General features: G+C 71.2%; 17 protein-coding genes. 11 read left to right on the forward strand and 6 right to left on the reverse strand.

The window, feature by feature from the left end; all coding sequences use genetic code 11:
- The first annotated feature begins 98 nt into the window (after nucleotides 1–98).
- The 4 genes from AB3M90_RS02425 (at nucleotide 99) to AB3M90_RS02440 (ending at nucleotide 4,549) form a co-directional block, all read left to right on the forward strand.
- The gene (locus AB3M90_RS02425) at nucleotides 99–554 is read left to right on the forward strand and encodes an Lrp/AsnC family transcriptional regulator (protein ID WP_412949717.1); all 456 of its coding nucleotides are present in this window, start codon (nucleotides 99–101) and stop codon (nucleotides 552–554) included.
- A gap of 79 nt (nucleotides 555–633) precedes the next feature.
- Nucleotides 634–2,226, forward strand: a complete 1,593-nt coding sequence (locus tag AB3M90_RS02430) for an HNH endonuclease signature motif containing protein (protein WP_412949718.1) — start codon at nucleotides 634–636, stop codon at nucleotides 2,224–2,226.
- Nucleotides 2,227–2,322: 96 nt separating this feature from the next.
- The gene (locus tag AB3M90_RS02435; protein ID WP_412949719.1) at nucleotides 2,323–2,937 is read left to right on the forward strand and encodes a TetR/AcrR family transcriptional regulator; all 615 of its coding nucleotides are present in this window, start codon (nucleotides 2,323–2,325) and stop codon (nucleotides 2,935–2,937) included.
- Nucleotides 2,938–3,064: 127 nt separating this feature from the next.
- The gene (locus tag AB3M90_RS02440) at nucleotides 3,065–4,549 is read left to right on the forward strand and encodes an aldehyde dehydrogenase family protein (RefSeq protein ID WP_412949720.1); all 1,485 of its coding nucleotides are present in this window, start codon (nucleotides 3,065–3,067) and stop codon (nucleotides 4,547–4,549) included.
- A gap of 18 nt (nucleotides 4,550–4,567) precedes the next feature.
- Here AB3M90_RS02440 and AB3M90_RS02445 read toward each other — a convergent pair whose 3' ends face one another.
- Nucleotides 4,568–5,179, reverse strand: coding sequence for a TetR/AcrR family transcriptional regulator (locus tag AB3M90_RS02445; protein WP_412949721.1), 612 nt, complete (start codon nucleotides 5,177–5,179; stop codon nucleotides 4,568–4,570).
- Nucleotides 5,180–5,330: 151 nt separating this feature from the next.
- Between AB3M90_RS02445 and AB3M90_RS02450 the strand changes: the two genes are divergently transcribed.
- From AB3M90_RS02450 to AB3M90_RS02470, 5 genes are read left to right on the forward strand one after another with little or no spacing between them, the layout of a single operon-like run.
- The gene (locus AB3M90_RS02450; RefSeq protein ID WP_412949722.1) at nucleotides 5,331–6,338 is read left to right on the forward strand and encodes an ABC transporter substrate-binding protein; all 1,008 of its coding nucleotides are present in this window, start codon (nucleotides 5,331–5,333) and stop codon (nucleotides 6,336–6,338) included.
- Nucleotides 6,339–6,343: 5 nt separating this feature from the next.
- Nucleotides 6,344–7,120, forward strand: coding sequence for an ABC transporter permease (locus AB3M90_RS02455; RefSeq protein ID WP_412949723.1), 777 nt, complete (start codon nucleotides 6,344–6,346; stop codon nucleotides 7,118–7,120).
- Complete coding sequence (locus AB3M90_RS02460) at nucleotides 7,120–7,956, forward strand: ABC transporter permease (protein WP_412949724.1); 837 nt, start codon at nucleotides 7,120–7,122, stop codon at nucleotides 7,954–7,956. Before AB3M90_RS02455 ends, AB3M90_RS02460 begins: the two co-directional genes overlap by 1 nt.
- Nucleotides 7,953–8,741, forward strand: coding sequence for an ABC transporter ATP-binding protein (locus AB3M90_RS02465; RefSeq protein WP_412949725.1), 789 nt, complete (start codon nucleotides 7,953–7,955; stop codon nucleotides 8,739–8,741). The genes AB3M90_RS02460 and AB3M90_RS02465 overlap by 4 nt, the downstream gene beginning before the upstream one ends.
- The gene (locus AB3M90_RS02470) at nucleotides 8,741–11,071 is read left to right on the forward strand and encodes an arylsulfatase (protein WP_412949726.1); all 2,331 of its coding nucleotides are present in this window, start codon (nucleotides 8,741–8,743) and stop codon (nucleotides 11,069–11,071) included. Before AB3M90_RS02465 ends, AB3M90_RS02470 begins: the two co-directional genes overlap by 1 nt.
- A gap of 36 nt (nucleotides 11,072–11,107) precedes the next feature.
- Here AB3M90_RS02470 and AB3M90_RS02475 read toward each other — a convergent pair whose 3' ends face one another.
- The 5 genes from AB3M90_RS02475 to AB3M90_RS02495 are packed head-to-tail and all read right to left on the reverse strand — an operon-like array spanning nucleotide 11,108 to nucleotide 15,858.
- On the reverse strand, nucleotides 11,108–11,461 hold the full coding sequence (locus AB3M90_RS02475; RefSeq protein ID WP_412949727.1) for a DUF202 domain-containing protein: 354 nt from the start codon (nucleotides 11,459–11,461) through the stop codon (nucleotides 11,108–11,110).
- A complete protein-coding gene (locus AB3M90_RS02480; RefSeq protein ID WP_412949728.1) occupies nucleotides 11,458–11,814 on the reverse strand; it encodes a YidH family protein in 357 nt (118 codons plus the stop codon). The genes AB3M90_RS02475 and AB3M90_RS02480 overlap by 4 nt, the downstream gene beginning before the upstream one ends.
- Before the next feature lie 29 nt (nucleotides 11,815–11,843).
- Entirely contained in the window at nucleotides 11,844–13,502 is a 1,659-nt protein-coding gene (locus AB3M90_RS02485) for an amidohydrolase (RefSeq protein WP_412949729.1), read from the reverse strand.
- Nucleotide 13,503: 1 nt separating this feature from the next.
- Nucleotides 13,504–14,343 (reverse strand): molybdenum cofactor biosynthesis F family protein, encoded by an 840-nt coding sequence (locus AB3M90_RS02490; RefSeq protein ID WP_412949730.1) that lies wholly within the window; start codon nucleotides 14,341–14,343, stop codon nucleotides 13,504–13,506.
- 57 nt (nucleotides 14,344–14,400) lie between these two features.
- On the reverse strand, nucleotides 14,401–15,858 hold the full coding sequence (locus AB3M90_RS02495) for an APC family permease (protein ID WP_412949731.1): 1,458 nt from the start codon (nucleotides 15,856–15,858) through the stop codon (nucleotides 14,401–14,403).
- Between the two features lie 242 nt (nucleotides 15,859–16,100).
- Here AB3M90_RS02495 and AB3M90_RS02500 point away from each other — a divergent pair, with 242 nt between their 5' ends.
- Both AB3M90_RS02500 and AB3M90_RS02505 read left to right on the forward strand, forming a co-directional pair.
- Nucleotides 16,101–16,847 (forward strand): SDR family NAD(P)-dependent oxidoreductase, encoded by a 747-nt coding sequence (locus tag AB3M90_RS02500; protein WP_412949733.1) that lies wholly within the window; start codon nucleotides 16,101–16,103, stop codon nucleotides 16,845–16,847.
- A gap of 51 nt (nucleotides 16,848–16,898) precedes the next feature.
- On the forward strand, nucleotides 16,899–17,714 hold the full coding sequence (locus tag AB3M90_RS02505; RefSeq protein ID WP_412949734.1) for an SDR family NAD(P)-dependent oxidoreductase: 816 nt from the start codon (nucleotides 16,899–16,901) through the stop codon (nucleotides 17,712–17,714).
- Nucleotides 17,715–17,741 lie beyond the last annotated feature (27 nt).

Here is a 17,741-nt window from a genome sequence, read left to right on the forward strand (position 1 = left end):
CATGACGCTCGGGCGACAGATGTCCAACGGTTCGCGAACATTGCTGAACGATCGGTCGTGAATTGCGTCCAGCGACGACGAAGTGTCACAATCCGAGGATGGAACGACGGGGTGAGGCGGCCGGGCTCGACGACATCGATCGGGCCATCCTCGACGAGCTGCGGCGGGACGCCCGCGCGTCGATGACCGCGATCGCGGATGCCGTGCACATCTCGCGCGCGGGGGCGCACGCGCGCATCCGGCGGCTCACCGACCTGGGCGTGATCACCGGCTACTCCGTGCGCACCGATCCCGTGCTCCTCGGCCACCACGCCAGCGCCTACGTCACGCTCGCGATCGAGCAGGCGACCTGGCAGGAGGTGCGCGACCGGCTCCGCGCGATCCCCGAGATCGAGCACATGGCGCTGGTGGGCGGCGACTTCGACGTGATCCTGCTGGTGCGCGCGAACGACGCGCGGGATCTGCGCCGCATCGTGCTGGAGGACATCCAGGCGATCCCGTCGATCCGCTCGACGCGTACGACGCTGATCTTCGAGGACTTCACGCGGGAGTGAGGTGGCGGGTCGCGCTAATCCCGGCGGATGCTGACAGCTGAGGACGTGAGGGCTGAGGCGGTCCGCTGGGAAACCTTGCGTGCCGCGAGTTCCGGAATATCGGTTGGAACTGGGATTTTCGGGCGCGAATGTCGGTGGCCCGGGGTGGGATGGGGGTATGAACAGTTCCGTCACCGTCCTCCATAGGGTCGTCGCCGACCTGGATTCGGTGCTGTCGGGAGATGGGCTGGCGGGGCTGCAGGATGCGGAGCGGATCGAGGTGCTCCGCGTAATCGGGGAGGTGCTGAGGCGGGCAGAGGCGATCACGGTCGAGGCGGTCGCGTCGATCGACGCGGCGGCGGCCGGGTCGGGGGCGGGGAGCTTCTGCGGAAGGTACGGCTGTCGGTCGATGAACGAACTGCTGCAGCGGGCTTTGCGCACGTCTGCGGCCGAGGCGGCGCGGATGGTGAGAGCGGCCCGAGTGGTCCACCGGGATGTGGAACTGACGACCGGGGCGCCGCTGTCCGGACGATGGCCGGCGCTGCGGCTGGCCCTGTTGGACGGTGCCGTGTCGGTAGCGGGGCTGCTGGCGGCGACCGGGCCGGTGGAAGAGGCGGGGGAGCGGATCGGCGCGGCGGATCGGCAGCGGGCGGATGCCGAGCTGGCCGCCTATGCGCGCGGATTCGCGTCGTCTGATGACCAGGCCGCGGCGGAGTCGGGTGGTACGGAGGCGATGATCGGTCCGGCGGCGGGTCCGGCCCCGACGGTCGACGATCTGAAGGCGTTCGCGCAGCTGATCGTCGCGTATCTCGATCCCGATGGCGCGGAACCGGCGGAAGAGCTCGCGATGCGTGGCCGACGCCTGGTCTTGGGTCGGATGAAAGACGGAGTGATCCCGATCCGTGGCGCGCTCCTGCCGGAGGTGGCGGCGCAGCTGCAGCGAGTGTGGGATGCGTATCTGAATCCGCAGGTGGCTGCGCCCCCGGTGCCCGGGGTGCGGTTCGAACCGGCCGAGACGGATGCGGACTACCTGACGTCGGCGGCCGACATCGCCGACCGGATGCCGCAGGGGTTCACCGACACTCGCTCTCGCATCCAGCGTCAGCATGACGCGTTCGCGGCCGCGCTGGGGATCGCGGCGCGCCATGATGAGATGCCGCGTCTGGGGGGTGCGGCGCCGACGTTGATCGTGTCGGTGAACGCGGAGGAGTACGCGACCGGTCGGGGATGGGCGCGCATCGACGGTGTCGACGCGCGCGCGCCCGTCACGGCGCCGGTGTCTCTGGCCCGGCATACCGCGTGCGGGGGCACGGTTCAGCGGGTGCTGTTCGACCCCAAGGGGCGGATCATCGGAATCGGGGCCACGGAGCGTATCTTCACCGTCCATCAACGTCGAGCGATCCTGCTCCGGGACCGGGAGTGTCTGATTCCGGGTTGTCACGTGCCGGGGTCGTGGTGCGAGATCCATCATGTGCACGAGCACTCGCGAGGCGGGCCGACGCATACCGACAACGGTGTCGCCCTGTGCTGGCACCATCACCGCACCCTGGATTCGTCGGGGTGGGAGATCCGCATGGACAGCGGCAGACCGAAGGTCCGCGGCCCGGCTTGGTGGGACCCCACCCGACGCTGGTGGGACCCCCACCCGCAACGCGACCTCACCCGATGCGACGACCCCGCATCCACCGGATGAAGGGGGCTGAGCCGGGGCGCGGGCTGAGTCGGAGGCGCGGGACCGAGCCGGGTGAGCGGGGCTGAGCCGGGGGCGACGCCGTGACACACTGAGACGGTGACGGGCAGTCGGGCAGCGAGCGGTGGCGCCGAAGCCGCGCGTCGTGGCCGGCCCGGTTACGACCGTCGCGGGCTCCTCGATGCGGCCGTCGGCGTGTTCAACGAATCGGGGTACGACGCCACGTCGGTCGCCGCCCTCGCCGCACGCCTCGGACTCTCGAAGGCGGCGCTCTACCACCACTTCTCGTCCAAGGAGGAGATCCTCGAGAGCGCACTCGGCGAGGCGCTCGACGGACTCGAGGGCGTGCTGGCCGACGCCCGCACCGTCGCTCCGGACGATCGGCTCGCCACGGTCCTGCAGGGGGCGGTCGGCGTGCTCATCGCGCACCTGCCCTCGGTCACGCTCCTGCTGCGAGTGCGGGGGAACAGCGAGGTCGAGCGGCGGGCACTCGAACGGCGCCGCGCTTTCGACCACGAGGTGACCGGCATCGTCCGTGCGGCTCAGCAGCAGGGCGCGGTGCGTTCCGACGTCGATGCGTCGGTCGCCACGCGACTGCTCTTCGGGATGGTCAACTCGCTGGTGGAGTGGTACCGGCCGGGCGGACCGGAGAACGCCGACGCCCTCGCGCGCGACGTGCTGACCGTCGCGCTCGACGGCCTGCGCACCCGCTGACGCCGCATCCTTCGCACTCGGACATCTGCGGCGCGCTCCCGGACAAGTGCCGGCGACGCCTGCGCCGCACAATGAGAAGGCGGCCGGTGTCTCGTCCGGCCCGCGTCTCGCTCGAAGGAGAGTCCCGATGTCCGAATCCGTCGTCGTTTCCGACCCCGACGCGTCCACGCCCGTGCCCGCATCCGCCGCCTCGGATGCCGCTGTTCTGCTCGACCGCGTGCAGGCCGCGGAAGGGGAGGGGCGCGAGATCCCGGATGCCGCGACCCGCGAGACGATCGGACGTGCTCCGGTCCACACCGTCGACGACCTCGATGACGCGATCGCCCGGGCCAAGGCGGCGCAGCCCGCGTGGGAGGCGCTCGGCCATGAGAAGCGCAGCGAGCTGCTCCTCGCCGCCGCCGACGCGATCGACGCGAACGCCGAGGCCCTCGCGTACATCCTGTCGCGGGAGCAGGGCAAGCCGCTCAACGGACCCAACGCCCGCTTCGAGCTCGGCGCCTGCTCGGCCTGGCTGCGCACCAACGCCACCACCGTCCTCGAGCCGCAGGTGCTCGTCGACGACGAGCAGCTGCACGCCGAGCTCGTCTACAAGGCCGCCGGTGTCGTCGGCGCGATCGGGCCGTGGAACTGGCCGCTCATGATCACCATCTGGCAGATCGGCCCCTCGCTGCGCATGGGGAACACCGTCGTCGCGAAGCCCAGCGAGTACACGCCGCTCAGCGTGCTCGCGATGCTCGCCGTGATGAACGAGGTGCTCCCCGCCGACGTCCTCATCGGCGTCTCGGGCGACCGCGAGGTCGGGGCCCGGCTCGCCTCGCACCCCGACATCGCGAAGATCATGTTCACCGGATCGACGGCGACCGGCCGGCGGATCATCGAGAGCTCGGCGGGCAATCTGGCTCGCCTCACCCTCGAACTCGGCGGGAACGATGCCGGCATCGTGCTTCCGGGCACCGACGCCGCCGCGGTCGCCCAGGACCTGTTCTGGGGCGCGTTCATCAACACCGGCCAGACCTGCGCCGCCATGAAGCGCCTCTACGTGCACGACTCGGTCTACGACGAGGTCGTCGACGCCCTGGCCGACATCGCCTCCTCCGTTCCCATGGGCAACGGGCTCGACGAGGACAGCGTCCTCGGACCGCTGCAGAACCGCCCGCAGTTCGACATCGTCTCCCGGCTCGTCGACGACGCGCGGAACCGGGGCGCTCGCATCGTCACGGGCGGGGAGGCGGCGCCCGAGCTCGGCGAGCTGTTCTACCGCCCCACCATCGTCGCCGACATCGACAACGATGCCGACCTCGTACAGGAGGAGCAGTTCGGACCGGCGCTTCCCGTGATCCGCTACTCCGACGTCGACGAGGCCTTCGCCTGGGCGAACTCCCTCGACGTCGGCCTGGGCGCCTCGGTCTGGTCGAGCGATCCCGAGGCGGCCCGCGAAGCCGCGTCGCGCATGCAGTCCGGAACCGTGTGGATCAATTCGCACGGGGGTCTGCACCCCATGGTGCCGTTCGGCGGGGTGAAGAGCTCGGGCTACGGGCTCGAGTTCGGGGTCGAGGGCCTCAAGTCGGTCGCCGTGACCCAGGTCGTCTCCGGTCCCGGCCGGAAGGGTTGACCGGTGCCCGCGGCCCTCTCAGCGCGCGGCGGGCGCGGGAGCGCGCCGCAGCGAGGTCAGCAGCGCCGCCAGCCCGTCGTTCAGGCGGCCGTCTCCCGCCGAGTCCGGCATCAGCACCGAGATCATCTGCCAGCCGGCGTTGCGCGAGGCGATCTCGTTCACGGCCGTGTCGATGACGACGTGATCCGCGAGCTCGCCGTCTTCGCGGGCCTCTTCGAGGAAGCGGCGGAAGAGCTCGCGCCAGTGCATGTTGTTGTCGTGGTGGATGCGGCGCACGTCGACGTCTTGGGAGGCGTGGTCCCAGAAGGCGATGACGACCTTGGCGTACGCGGGCCCGTTCGGGCTGAAGGGGAGGACCTCGCGGCACATGCGCTCGAGCGCCTGGAGTCCGCGCACCCCCTCGACCCCGGCATGGATGCGATCGTTGGCCAGCGTGTACAGGCGCAGGAACGCCGCCGTGAGCAGGCTCTGCTTATGGGGGAAGTAGCGGGCGATCGCCCCGTGCGCGTAGCCGGCCTCGGTCGCGATCTCGCGCATCGTGAGCTTGTCGAAGCCCACCCGGATGATGACCTTGGTCGCGGCGTCGGCGATGTGCGCACGGCGCTCATCATGATCGACGATCTTGGGCATGGCGGCCCTCCCTCCCGTCCATGATCGAATCATGGCTTTTTTCGTCACCGTATGGTGACTAATGTAACCTCACCGTAACCTGAAATCGAACAGCAAAGAGTACGATTCTTAAAATCACCACACGGTGACTAACTCGACGAGGAGTCTGACAATGAACCGCACCCGACTGGTCCGCCGCACCGCCGGCCTCATCGCCGCCGGTGCTGTCCTGGCGCTCACGGCCTGCACCTCCGCCCCCGGAGCCTCCGATGCCGACGCCGGTGGCGGCGGCACGACCACCCTCAAGGTCGCGACCATCGGACTGGTGTCCGACGGGGCACTCCTCCTGGGTCAGGAACAGGGCTTCTTCGAAGACGAGGGCATCGTGCTCGAGACATCGGTCGTCGCGAACCCGCCCGCCGGCCTCGCCGCCGCGCAGGGAGGCCAGGTCGACATCGCCTACGCCCCCAGCATCCCGCTCCTCAACGCGCTCTCGGGCGGTGTGCCGCTCAAGGTCGTCGCCCCCGCCGACGGCTACATCGATGGAGCCGCCGAGTCCGACGACCCGGCATCCCTCGACGACACCGGACTGTACGCATCCGCCGGCAGCGGGATCAGCGACGTGGCCGACCTCGAAGGTGCGACCATCGCCGTCCCCGCCCGGAAGGCGCAGCTGGAGGTCGTCATCACCGACGCTCTCGACCGGGCGGGAGTGGATCCGGGGTCGATCGAATGGGTGGTGCTCGACTTCACGTCGGCCGTCGCCGCCCTGCAGACGGGGACCGTGGATGCCGCGGGCCTGGTGAGCCCGTTCACGAGCGAGGCCGGCGAAGCGGGGGCGACGTTCGTCGATGCGCCGTCGGTCGGCTTCTTCGAGGAGGGCGCGGTCGGACTGTGGACGGCCGGTGAGAGCACCATCGCGGCGAAGCCCGATGCGATCGCCGCCTTCCAGCGCGCCGTCGCCAAGAGCAACGCCTACGCCAACGAGCACCCGGAGGAGGCCATCCAGGCGGGGATCGACTACACCGGATCCACGCTGTCGGTCGACGACATCAAGCTCCCGTTCTGGCCGGCCGAGGTCGCGCCCATCGACCTGCAGCGCGTCGACGACAAGCTCGTCGACCTCGGCTTCCTTCCCGCGGCGGTCGATCTCGAGGGCGTCGTCGTCTCGGCGGAGTGATCGACATGCGCAGATCCTTCGCCCCCCTTCTCCTCGGCGTCGTCGGCGTGATCGCCGCGCTGGCCCTGTGGGAGTGGACCGCGACGGTCGGACCGCTGGCCGCCTCGCCCCTTCCGCCGGCCAGTGCCGCGATCGCCGAAGCGGCGCGGCTGCTGGCGGCTCCGACCACCTGGACCGCGCTCGCGGCCACGGTCGGCATGGCGGTCACGGGCCTCGTGCTCGCGATCGTCGTGGGCACCCTCATCGGCGTGGGCGTCGGCGTGTCGCCGCTCGCGATGCACGCGACCCGGGTGCCGCTCGAGTTCCTCAAGCCGATCCCGCCGATCGTCATCCTCCCGGTCGTCGTGCTGGTGCTCGGGCCGACGTGGAGCATGGGCACGTTCCTGGTGTTCTTCGGATGCTTCATCGCGATCGCCGTGCAGACCTCGGCCGGGGTGTTCGACACCGACCCGGTCGCCCGGGCGACCGGCCGGTCGTACGGGATGGGGCGCGGCGAGATCCTCCGGAGCATCGTGCTGCCCAGCGCCCTGCCCTACATCGGCACGGCCGTGCGGGTGGCCGCGCCGACGGCCCTCGTGGTCGCCGTCGTCGCCGGCCTCCTCGGCGGCGGGCCCGGCCTCGGCCAGAGCCTCCTCCTCGCGCAGATCAGCGGCAACCAGGCGCAGCTCTTCGCGTTCGTCCTCATCCTCGGCGTCCTCGGACTGCTCATCCAGGGACTCAGCCAGTGGGGCGAGCGCCGGCTGCTGCACTGGCACCCCCAGTACCGGAAGCAGGCCCTGTGATGGCGCTGACCACCTCGCTCCAGACCCGCACCCGGCTCGCACGCCGGCAGGCGGGCAGCCCGTCGCCGCGGTGGCTGCTGATCACGGCGGAGATCGCCGTCCCGATCCTCCTGCTCGCGCTGTGGTGGGCGGCATCCGCCGGATCGACGAACACGTTCTTCCCGCCGCTGCAGCGGATCCTCGAGCGGCTCGGTCAGCTCGCGCAGACGCCGGCGTTCCTCGCCGACGTGGCCTCGTCGGTCGGCAACCTCGTCGTGTCGTTCCTGCTCGCCACGGTGATCGGCGTGCTGCTCGGTCTCGTGCTCGGGCTCGTGCGCCCGCTGAGCTGGCTGACCGAGCCGACGATCCACTTCCTGCGGGCGATCCCGCCGGTCGCCCTCGTGCCGATCTTCGTCTCGCTGATCGGCTTCGGCACCGAGACCCGCATCCTGTCGATCACGCTCGCCGCCGTGTTCCCGATCCTCATCTCGACGATCGACGGCGTCCGGGCCGGCGAGCCGACGCTCGAGATGGTCAGCCGGGTCTACCGGCTGAGCCGGACCGAGCGGCTGTTCTCGGTCATGCTGCCCGCCGCGGGTCCGCGCATCCTCTCGGGGATGCAGGTCAGCCTCATCACGGCCTTCGTCGTGATGATCGCGAGCGAGATGCTCGGATCGTCCACCGGACTGGGCGCCGCGACCCTCCTCGCCCAGCAGTCGTTCGCCATCACCGACATGTGGGCCGGCATCCTCGTGCTCGGCATCATCGGCTACCTGGCGACCGCCCTGTTCACCCTCGTCCGGCGCCGCGTGCTGCGCTGGTACATCGCCTCGCAACAGCAGGAGAAGAACTCATGACCCTCACCGATCAGGCCCCCGCGCGGCTGAGCGTGCGCGGACTGGCCAAGTCGTACCAGACGAAGTCCGGCGCGGTCCCGGTGATCGCCGACCTCACCTTCGATGTCGCCGCCGGCGAGGTCTGCTGCATCGTGGGCCCCTCGGGCATCGGCAAGACCACTCTGCTGAAGTGCCTCACCGGCCTCCAGGGCATCACCGCCGGCAGCGCGGCCATCGACGGGCACGCGATCGACGGACCGCCCGAGGAGATGGCGCTCGTCTTCCAGGAGTACACGCGGTCGCTGATGCCCTGGCTCACGGTCGAGAAGAACGTGCGGCTGCCGCTCAAGCACCTGCACCTCCCCGCCGACGAGCGCGAGCAGCGCATCACCTCGGCGCTCGCGGCGGTCGGTCTCGCCGGCGCCGAGGCGAAGTTCCCGTGGCAGCTGTCCGGAGGCATGCAGCAGCGCGTCGCCATCGCGCGCGCCATCGCCTACCGTCCGGAGGTGCTCGTGATGGACGAGCCGTTCGCCTCGGTCGACGCGCAGACCCGGTTCGAGCTCGAAGACCTCTGCCTCCGCATCCGCGAGCAGTTCGGCATGACGATCGTGATCGTCACGCACGACATCGACGAGGCCGTCTACCTCTCCGATCGCGTCGTGGTGCTCGGCGAGCGCCCCGCCAAGGTCACCGAGACGATCGAGATCGACTTCGGCGCTCCCCGGGACCAGCTGACCACGCGCGCCCTCCCGCGCTTCGCCGAGCTGCGATCGGAGATCTTCGAGCTGATCCGGAAGGCCGGCTAGTGCCCGCGCGCGACGGCGCACGAGGCTACGAGCGGTTCGAGGGGCGGGTCTCGGAGTTCACCTCCGATTCGGAGCCGTCGTGGCCCGAGCCGATCAGGGCCCGGGGTGCCGCCGACGGACGCCGTGCCCCCAACATCGTCGTGATGCTGATCGACGACCTGGGCTTCAGCGACCTCGGCCCGTTCGGCAGTGAGATCGACACCCCGCACATCGACGCCCTCGCGAAGGACGGGTGGGTCTTCACCAACTACCGCACGGCGCCGATGTGCTCGCCGGCGCGGGCGGCGCTGCTGACGGGACTCAACCCGCATCGCGCCGGATTCGGTTTCGTGGCGCACATCGATCCGGGCTACCCGGGCTTCAGCTGCGAGCTGCCGGAAGACGCGCCCACGCTCGCGGAGTCGCTCCGCGCCGGCGGGTACGCCACGTTCATGGTGGGCAAGTGGCACCTCACCCTCGAGTCGCGCCTGCACGACGGAGCCGACCGCGCGACGTGGCCGCTGCAGCGCGGGTTCGACCGCTACTTCGGCAGCATGGACGGCTTCACGTCGCTGCATCACCCGCACCGGCTCGTGCAGGACAACTCGGTCGTCGACGTCCGCGACTTCCCGGACGGGTTCTTCCTCACCGACGAGCTCACCGACCGTGCGATCGGCATGATCGACGACCTCCGGGCCAACGACGCCGACAAGCCCTTCTTCCTCTACTACGCGCATACCTCGGTGCACGGCCCGATCCAGGCCAAGGACGCCGACATCGAGAAGTACCGCGGGCGCTACGAGCGGGGGTGGAACGCGCTGCGCGACGAGCGGTTCGCCCGCCAGCGGTCGGCGGGCATCGTGCCCGAGCGCACCGCCCTTCCGGAGGACCGTATCGCCGACGGGGATCGCATTCCGGCGTGGGAGTCGCTGACCGACGACGAGCGACGGCTGTTCGCCCGGCACATGGAGGTCTACGCGGCCGCGGTCGACGAGATCGACCAGAGCGTGGGCCGACTCCTCGAGCGGCTCGACCGCAGCGGCGAGCGCGACAACACCATCGTCGTGATCGCGAGCGACAACGGCGGCACCGCGGAAGGCGGGCCGACCGGCACGCGCAGCTACTTCGCGCAGTTCGGCAGCATGGGCGCGATGCCCGAGGGCTGGGTGACCGACGTGCCGCGCGACGTCGACGAGATCGGCGGGCCGCGCCTGTTCGGCCAGTACCCCACGGGCTGGGCGCGGGTGTCGAACACGCCGTTCCGCTCGTTCAAGTCGACCACCTATGAGGGCGGGGTGCACGCGCCGCTGATCATCTCGTGGCCCGATGCCCCGCTGTCGGGCGGCCTGCGCGACCAGTTCGTCTTCGTGGCCGACCTGGCGCCCACGCTCCTCGAGCTCAGCGGGGTGGCCCCGCTGGCCGAGCGCAACGGGCGTCCGGCCCTCGAGATGGACGGCGGCAGTATCACCGCCGTGCTGGGCGACCCCTCCGCCGAAGGGCGCGAGACGCAGTACTTCGAGTGCGTCGGCAGGCGGGGGATCGTCGACGGGCGCTGGAAGGCGGTCTCGACGACGGCTCCCACCCGGGAGGACGGGCCCGCGGGCGGGACGTGGGAGCTGTACGACCTCGCCGACGACCCGAGCGAGACGGTCGACCTGGCCACGCGGCATCCCGAGCAGGTGGCGCGGCTCGCCGCGCGCTGGCACGCCGAAGCCTGGCGCAACACCGTGTTCCCGCTCGACGACGACGGATCGCTCTTCCGCCTGCGCCCCGACACCGAGGAGCCGCTCTCGGCGCCGATCGAGCTGACGCCCTTCCGGCCGCCTCTCGAGCGGTTCCGCTCCGCGAAGCTCACGGTGCTGCGATCCTTCGCGGTCGAGGTCGACCTCGTCGCGGGCCCCGAGGCCGCGGGCGTGATCGTGGCGCACGGCGATCAGGGCGGCGGCTACCTCGTGGCCCTCGACGACGGCGCCCCGCTGGTGTCGTACAACGCCTACGGCGTGATGCATCGGGCCCGCGGCGCACGGCTCGCCGAGGGACCGCATCAGCTGGTGCTGCATGTCGACGAGCTCCCTGAGCTGAGGTGGCGGCTGCGACTCGACGTCGACGGCGTCGAGGCGGCGTCGATCGCGACGGTGCCGATGCTGCTGGGCATGGCGCCGTTCACCGGCATCAGCGTCGGATACGACTACGGCGGACCCGTCGACTGGGAGATCCACGAGCAGCACCGATCGTTCCCGTTCCGGGGCGGATCCCTGGAGTCGGTGCGCGTCGTGCCCGGCGCCCGATCGGCTCACGACCCGACCGTGCTGCGCGCGGTGGGCCGAGCGGTGCAGGCGATCGCCGACTGAGCGGCGACCGCCTGCCCGTCGGGCGGTCGGCGGCGATCAGACGCTGACGGCGATCACGACGAGCGCGAGTGCGACGACCCCGAGACCGGTTCCGAAGACCGTCAGCACTGCGAGCAGGGCCCCGCCGGGAGCGGCGCCGGATGCCGCGCCGGTGAGCACCGCCGTGACGCGCAGATGGCGCCGCCGTGCCGCGAACCAGAGCGCGCAGGCGAAGACGATCCCGAGCAGACCGGGGGCCAGGCCCCACAGCTGCACCGGAGCGGGGAGGAGCAGCGGAAAGACCCTCAGCGACACCAGGGACCCGAGCGCGATGGCCAGCGCCGTGCGTCGCCACGCCAGCTCGGTGCGCTCGGGTTGGAGCCCCGGATCGAACAGCGCCGACGGACTCATCGCCAGAGCACGCCCGCGAGCACCAGCAGCCCGACGACGACGACGATGCCCGCGAGCAGCGCGGCCGAGAAGGCGCCGGGGAGCGGCTGGGACAGACGCAGGGCGCGCTCGGAGCGCATCCACTCCCACCAGGCGAAGGGGGCGACGACCGTGCCGCCGACGATCAGCAGCAGCGACGCCGCGAGGCGGAAGCCGGCGTGCAGATCGAGACCCAGCACCTCGAGGGCGACCCCGGCCGCGATGAGGGCGAGCGCCGTGCGCGTCCAGGCGAGGAAGGTCCGCTCGTTCGCGAGCGAGAAGCGTGCATCGGGCTCCTCGCCGACGCTGTAGACCGAGGCGGGGAATCGTCGCATCGCCCCATCGTAGACCGCGGCCACCCCGATCAGCGGCCGTGCACGAGGCGCCCGGCGAACCAGGTCGACACGACGTCGGTCGCGACGATCTCGTCGGCGGGGCCGGCGATGGCGTCGCGTGACAGCACCACGAAGTCGGCGGACTTGCCCACCGTGAGCGATCCGGTCTCGGCGCCGAGGCCCATCGCGGTCGCCGCGTTGATCGTGAAGACCTCGAGCGCCTCCTCGGCGGTGATCGCCTGCTCCGGCCAGAGCACGCCCGCGGCCCGGCCGAGCGGATCGGCGCGGGTCACGAGCCCCTGCAGCCCCTCGAGCGTGTTGGGGGAGTCGCTGACGGGCCAGTCCGACCCGCCCGCGACGAGCGCTCCGGCGTCGAGCAGCGCCCGATTCGGCTGGGAGTGCTCCGCGCGCTCGCCGAGCACCTCGGCCAGCGCCTGCGGGATCACACCCGGATACCAGATGAAGGGGGAGATGTCGGCCGAGACCTGCAGCTCGGCCAGTCGCGGGATGTCGCTCTCGGCCAGGAACTGGCCATGGGCGATCTGGATCGGCGTGGTGACGCCCTCGCGACGGAGCCTCTCGGTCACGTCGAGCACGAGACGCGCCGAGCCGTCGCCGGTGCAGTGCACCTTGGCCCCGAGTCCGCGCGCGGCCACCGAGCTCAGCCAGCCGTGCAGTTCGTCGAACGACATGATCGTCTCGCCGTGGAAGTGCGCCCCGTGCACGGCATCCGCCGGGTACGGATCGAGGAAGGATGCCGTCCGCGCCGGGGGAACGCCGTCGAGGAAGATCTTGACGAAGTCGGGCCGGTGGTGGGCGGTGCGGAACCTCTCGCCCTGGTCGATGAGGGGCTGGCCGATCGGATCGACCCCGAAGATCTCGTCGTTGATGAGGAGCGACGACACGACCCACGCGTTCAGCTCGCCGGCCCGATCGAGGTCGGCCAGGGCGCCGAGGATGTCGAGCGAGACACCGGCATCCTGGAAGGTCGTGATGCCGAACGAGTTGAGCAGCTCGATGCCGCGCCGGGATGCCGCGACGTGCTGGGCCGCCGTCAGCCCGCCGCTGCGGTCGTAGGCCTCCTGCACCGGGATGCCGGCGGCCTCGTACAGTACCCCGGTGGGGGTGCCGTCATCGGGGTCGAGGACGGTCACGCCCCCCACGGGGATGCGGTCGGCCGTGATGCCTGCGAGTTCGAGCGCGCGGGTGTTCGCCCACCGGTTGTGCCGCGAGTCCTCGATCAGCACGACCGGTCGCCCGCCGGCGGCCTCGTCGAGGCGACGCCGGGACGCGGTGTTCGCGAGCGTCGGCAGCAGCGTGGTCGACACCGCGCCGCCGATGATCCAGGCGTCATCGGGAAGCGTCGCCGCCTTCTCGCGCACCCGGTCGAGGATCTCGTCGACGGTGAGCGACGGCGGCAGCGACAGCTCGAACAGCTCGGTGCGACCGGCGAGGGCGTGATGGTTGTGCACGTCGACGAACCCGGGGTACACGGCGGCATCTCCGGCGTCCAGCGATCGCGTCTCCGGCCCGCGCAGGTGCTCGACGTCGGCGCGCGCCCCCACGGCGGCGATCCGGCCGTCGCGCACGGCGAACGCCTCCGCCCGCGGGCGGGCGCGGTCGGCGGTGCGGATCACCGCTCCGGTGACGATCAGATCTGCGGGCGCTGCGCCCTCGCTGCCCGTCATGTCAGACGTCTCCGAACGACGCCGGCTCGAGGTGGGGGGCGTGCTGCGTGACCGACAGCAGCCGGCCGTGGGCGCCGAACGTGAAGTGGGTCGGGACCTCGCCGCTCTCGTCGAGCCCGAACAGCACGCCGTGCGAGCGGATCGCGCCCGCATCGCGGTGATCGGCGATGGTGACCGAGGCGCAGGGGATGACCTTCTCGCGCCAGGCGAACACGTAGATGCCGGGCCGCACCTCCCACACGCTGTTCTCGTCGGTGTCGGCGAGGCCGCGCTCGGGGCCCGCGAGGCACTGCCACGAGTACCAGCGCTCCGACAGGTACACGTGCTCGTAGGCGTGCTCCTCGCTGTAGACCCATTCGACCCGGCGACCGATGAGCGTGGTCGTCGGCGCGGCCTCGACGCCGGTCGGCTCGACGCCCTCGATCACGCCGGGTGCGAAGACGTGCTGCACGCGGGTGCGGCCCTGCTCGGGGGCCGGGAGGATCACCGAGATCACGGCGAGCGCCCGCCCGTGGCGCAGGTCGAGGATGAGCGACACCGCCTCGTTCGGCAGGTAGCGGTGGTGGAACTGCACGAAGAAGAGCTGGTCGTCGACCTCGAACGCCTCGTAGTCGTCGGTGTCGGAGGCGGCCTCCGTGGGGTCACCGGCGCCGGGGCTGTAGTCCCACGTGACGGTGTCGTCGTCGAAGCGGTGGACGATGCGCGTGCCCCGGTCGTCGACCACGGTGATCTCGCGGCCGCTCAGTGCGGTCGTGTGCGGTGCCTTGTGGGCGTCGAACCCGGGGGCGAGGCCCTCGAGCGGCAGCCAGGTGGAGGTGTCGGCGGGGTTCACGGTCGTCATCGTCGTCTTCGTCTTTCTCTCGTCTCGGTTCCGAGGGTCGGGGGGTCAAGCGGGGGCTCAGCGGGTGCTGAACCTCTCCAGGTCGGTGGCCAGGCCCTCGTACACGGCGGGCCGCGCGCGCCTCAGGTAGGCGGCGTACACGATGCCGCCGATGAGGGCTAGCACGAGCAGCAGCGGCATCAGGCGGATCGCGAGCTCTTCGGACCCGGCCACGATGTTGAAGTTCACGATCGCCAGCACGGAGATGGCGGCGATGCCGAGGAAGCCGATGCCCGGAGCGATGAAGGTGCTCCACCACCGCGGGTCGCCGGTGCGACGGAAGTGCACGACGATCGAGATCGCCGCGAGCCCCTGCAGGATGAGCACGCTGAGGGTGCCGAAGCCGAGCATCGCGGGGACGAGCGTCAGGATCGGGTCGGCACCGGCGATCGCGAAGATGATCGCGACGATGCCCGCGAAGCCGGCCTGCACGATGCCGGCGAGCTGCGGTGCGCCGTTGGCGCGCGTGCGGGCCAACGCCTGCGGCAGGATGCGCGCGCGCCCCAGGGAGTACAGGTAGCGCGTGGCGGAGTTGTGGAACGCCAGCATCGCCGCGAACAGGCTCACCAGGAGCAGGACCATCATCACGGTCGTGAGCGGACCGCCGAGGTACTGCTGCGACAGCGAGAAGATCAGGTCGCCGGTGGGCAGGTGCTCGAGAGCGGTCGCCTGCGCCTGGGCGACGCCGGTGGCGCTGACCACCGCCCACGTGGTGACGCCGAGGATGACGCCGATCGCGATGATCGAGGTGTAGGTCGCCCGCGGGATGGTGCGCAGCGGCTGCTTGGCCTCTTCGCTGAAGAGCGCGGTGGCCTCGAAGCCGAGGAATCCGGTGGCGGCGAGCAGCAGACCGATCGGCAGGGAGCCCGAGAACACGGCCTCGGGGCTGAACGCGCCCAGGTCGTACCCGGTCTGCACGAGCACCGACACGTCGAAGACGACCAGCATCAGCACTTCGAGCACCAGGCAGACGCCGAGCACTTTCGAGCTGAAGTCGACCCCGATGCGCGCCAGCACGAAGCAGACGACGATCGACAGCAGTCCCCAGACCAGCCAGTGCACGTCGAGGCCGGTGAGGTCGCGGATGATCGTCTGCATGAAGAAGCCGCTCGTGCCGATCGTGCCGACCACGAAGAAGTTGTAGCCGAGTGTCGCGATGAGTCCGGCGACGAGCCCCCCGGTGCGCCCGAGGCCCTTCACGACGAAGGCGTAGAAGCCGCCCGCGTTGACCAGCTGCTTCGACATCTGCGCATAGCCGACCGCGAACAGCAGCAGGATCGCGGCGACGAGCAAGAACGACATCGGCGTGCCGCCGCCGTTGCCGAGGGCGATCGCCAGCGACGCCACGACGACGATGCCCGTGAGGGGCGCGACGGCGGCGAGGACGAGGAAGACGATGCCCGCGACGCCGAGGGCGCCCGGTCGGAGGGCGGTGTGCGACAGTGCGGCGGGTGCGGTGGTCTGCTGGTGTGCCACGTCGGCTCCTTTGCTCGGTGACGGCCGTGCGGACACGGCATCGACGACGAGGGGATCGTCGATACAGCGAGTCTGCTCGCGACGACGCCGCGCGGCTTGACGCTGAGCGAAGGACGATGGTGCGAGCGCGCACACCCGCCCGGAGGGGAGCTGTGGCAGGCGCGGGGCGGAGCAGGATGACGGGGAGGACGCCGCCGTCCCTTCCCCGCGCCGCCGGCGCCGGACGGCGCACGAGGGACACCATGGATCTGCAGTTGACGGGCACGACGGCACTCGTCACGGGGGCCGCCAGCGGCATCGGACGCGCCACCGCGCTCGCGCTCGCCGCGGAGGGCGTGCGGGTGGCGCTGCTCGATCGCGACGCGGGCGCGCTCGCCCGCGTGGTGCAGGAGGTCGCGGATGCCGTGCCCATCGTCGCCGACCTGACCGACGAGGACGCGGTGCGCGAGGCGGTCGGCGCTGCGGTCCGGCGGCTCGGACGCCTCGACGCCGTGGTGCACTGCGCCGGCATCTCCGGCCCTGTCGGCGCGAGCGTCGAAGACACGTCGCTCGCCGAATGGAACGCGGTGTTCGCCGTCAACGTGACCGGGGCGTTCCTCGTCGTCAAGCACGCGCTTCCGGCGCTGCGGGCCGCGGCGGCGGCATCCGTCGTCCTGCTCGCGAGCGACTCCGCGATCGTCGCCTCGCCCGGGATGGCGCCGTACTGCGCCTCGAAGGCCGCGCTGGTGCAGTTCGCGCGGGCGCTCTCCGTCGACCTCGCCGGCAGCGGCATCCGCGTGAACGCCGTCGCCCCGTCGGTCGTCGACACCCCGATGAGCCGCGGCGACCTCGGTGACGAGGCCTTCGCCACCGCGGCGTTCCCGGTGCAGTCCGCGGCGGAGGTCGCCGCGCACGTCGTCCACCTCGTGTCGCCGGTCAGCCGCGCGATCAACGGGACGACGCTGGTGAGCGACTTCGGATACTCCGCCCGCTCGGGGTTCCCCGCCTGAACGGCACCGTTGCGCAACGTTCGCCTGGAAGCATCGACAGAAGGAGCACACATGGGACTCGCCGTCGGATCGAGCGTCTCGGGACGCGTGATCGTCATCACCGGGGGCGGCACGGGAATCGGCGCGGCCGTCGCCGAGAGGTATGCGGCGGAGGGCGCGCACGTCGTCGTGGTCGGACGCCGCCGCGAACCGCTCGACGAGGTCGCGCGCGCGGCGGGCGCTCACGCGATCGTCGCCGACGCGGCCGACACGGCATCGGCCAGGGCGGCCGTCGCCGAGGTGCTGTCGACCTTCGGTCGCATCGACGTGCTCGTCGCGAACGCCGGCGGTCACGGGTTCTCGCCCGTGGCCGAGACCGACGACGCCGGCTGGGAGGCCGCCATCCGCGCCAACCTCACCACGGCGTTCACCATGGCGCGGGAGGCGCTGCCCGCGCTGCTCGAGTCGAAGGGGCAGATCGTCATCGTGTCGTCGCTCGCCGGGCTCTTCGCCGGTCCGTCGGTGGCCGGGTACACGGTCGGCAAGCACGCCCTGATCGGACTCACCCGCACGCTCGCGCGCGACTACGGGCGCCACGGCGTGCGGGTCAACGCGGTCTGCCCGGGATGGGTGCAGACGCCCATGGCCGACGAGGAGATGGACGAGTTCGCCGCGCACGCGGAGCTCGACTCGCGTGCGGAGGCCTACGCGACCGTCACCGCCGACGTGCCCCTGCGTCGCCCGGCGCGACCGGCGGAGATCGCGTCGGTCGTGAGGTTCCTCGGATCGGGGGAGTCGTCGTACGTCACCGGTGCCGTGATCGTCGCCGACGGCGGTTCGCACGTGGTCGACGTGCCGACCATCGCGTTCGATCACGCCGGCATGTGAGGGCGTTTCGTCTCGCTCCGCTCGCTC

This window comes from Microbacterium martis (genome assembly GCF_047246685.1).
In the GTDB taxonomy this organism is placed as follows: Bacteria; Actinomycetota; Actinomycetes; order Actinomycetales; family Microbacteriaceae; genus Microbacterium.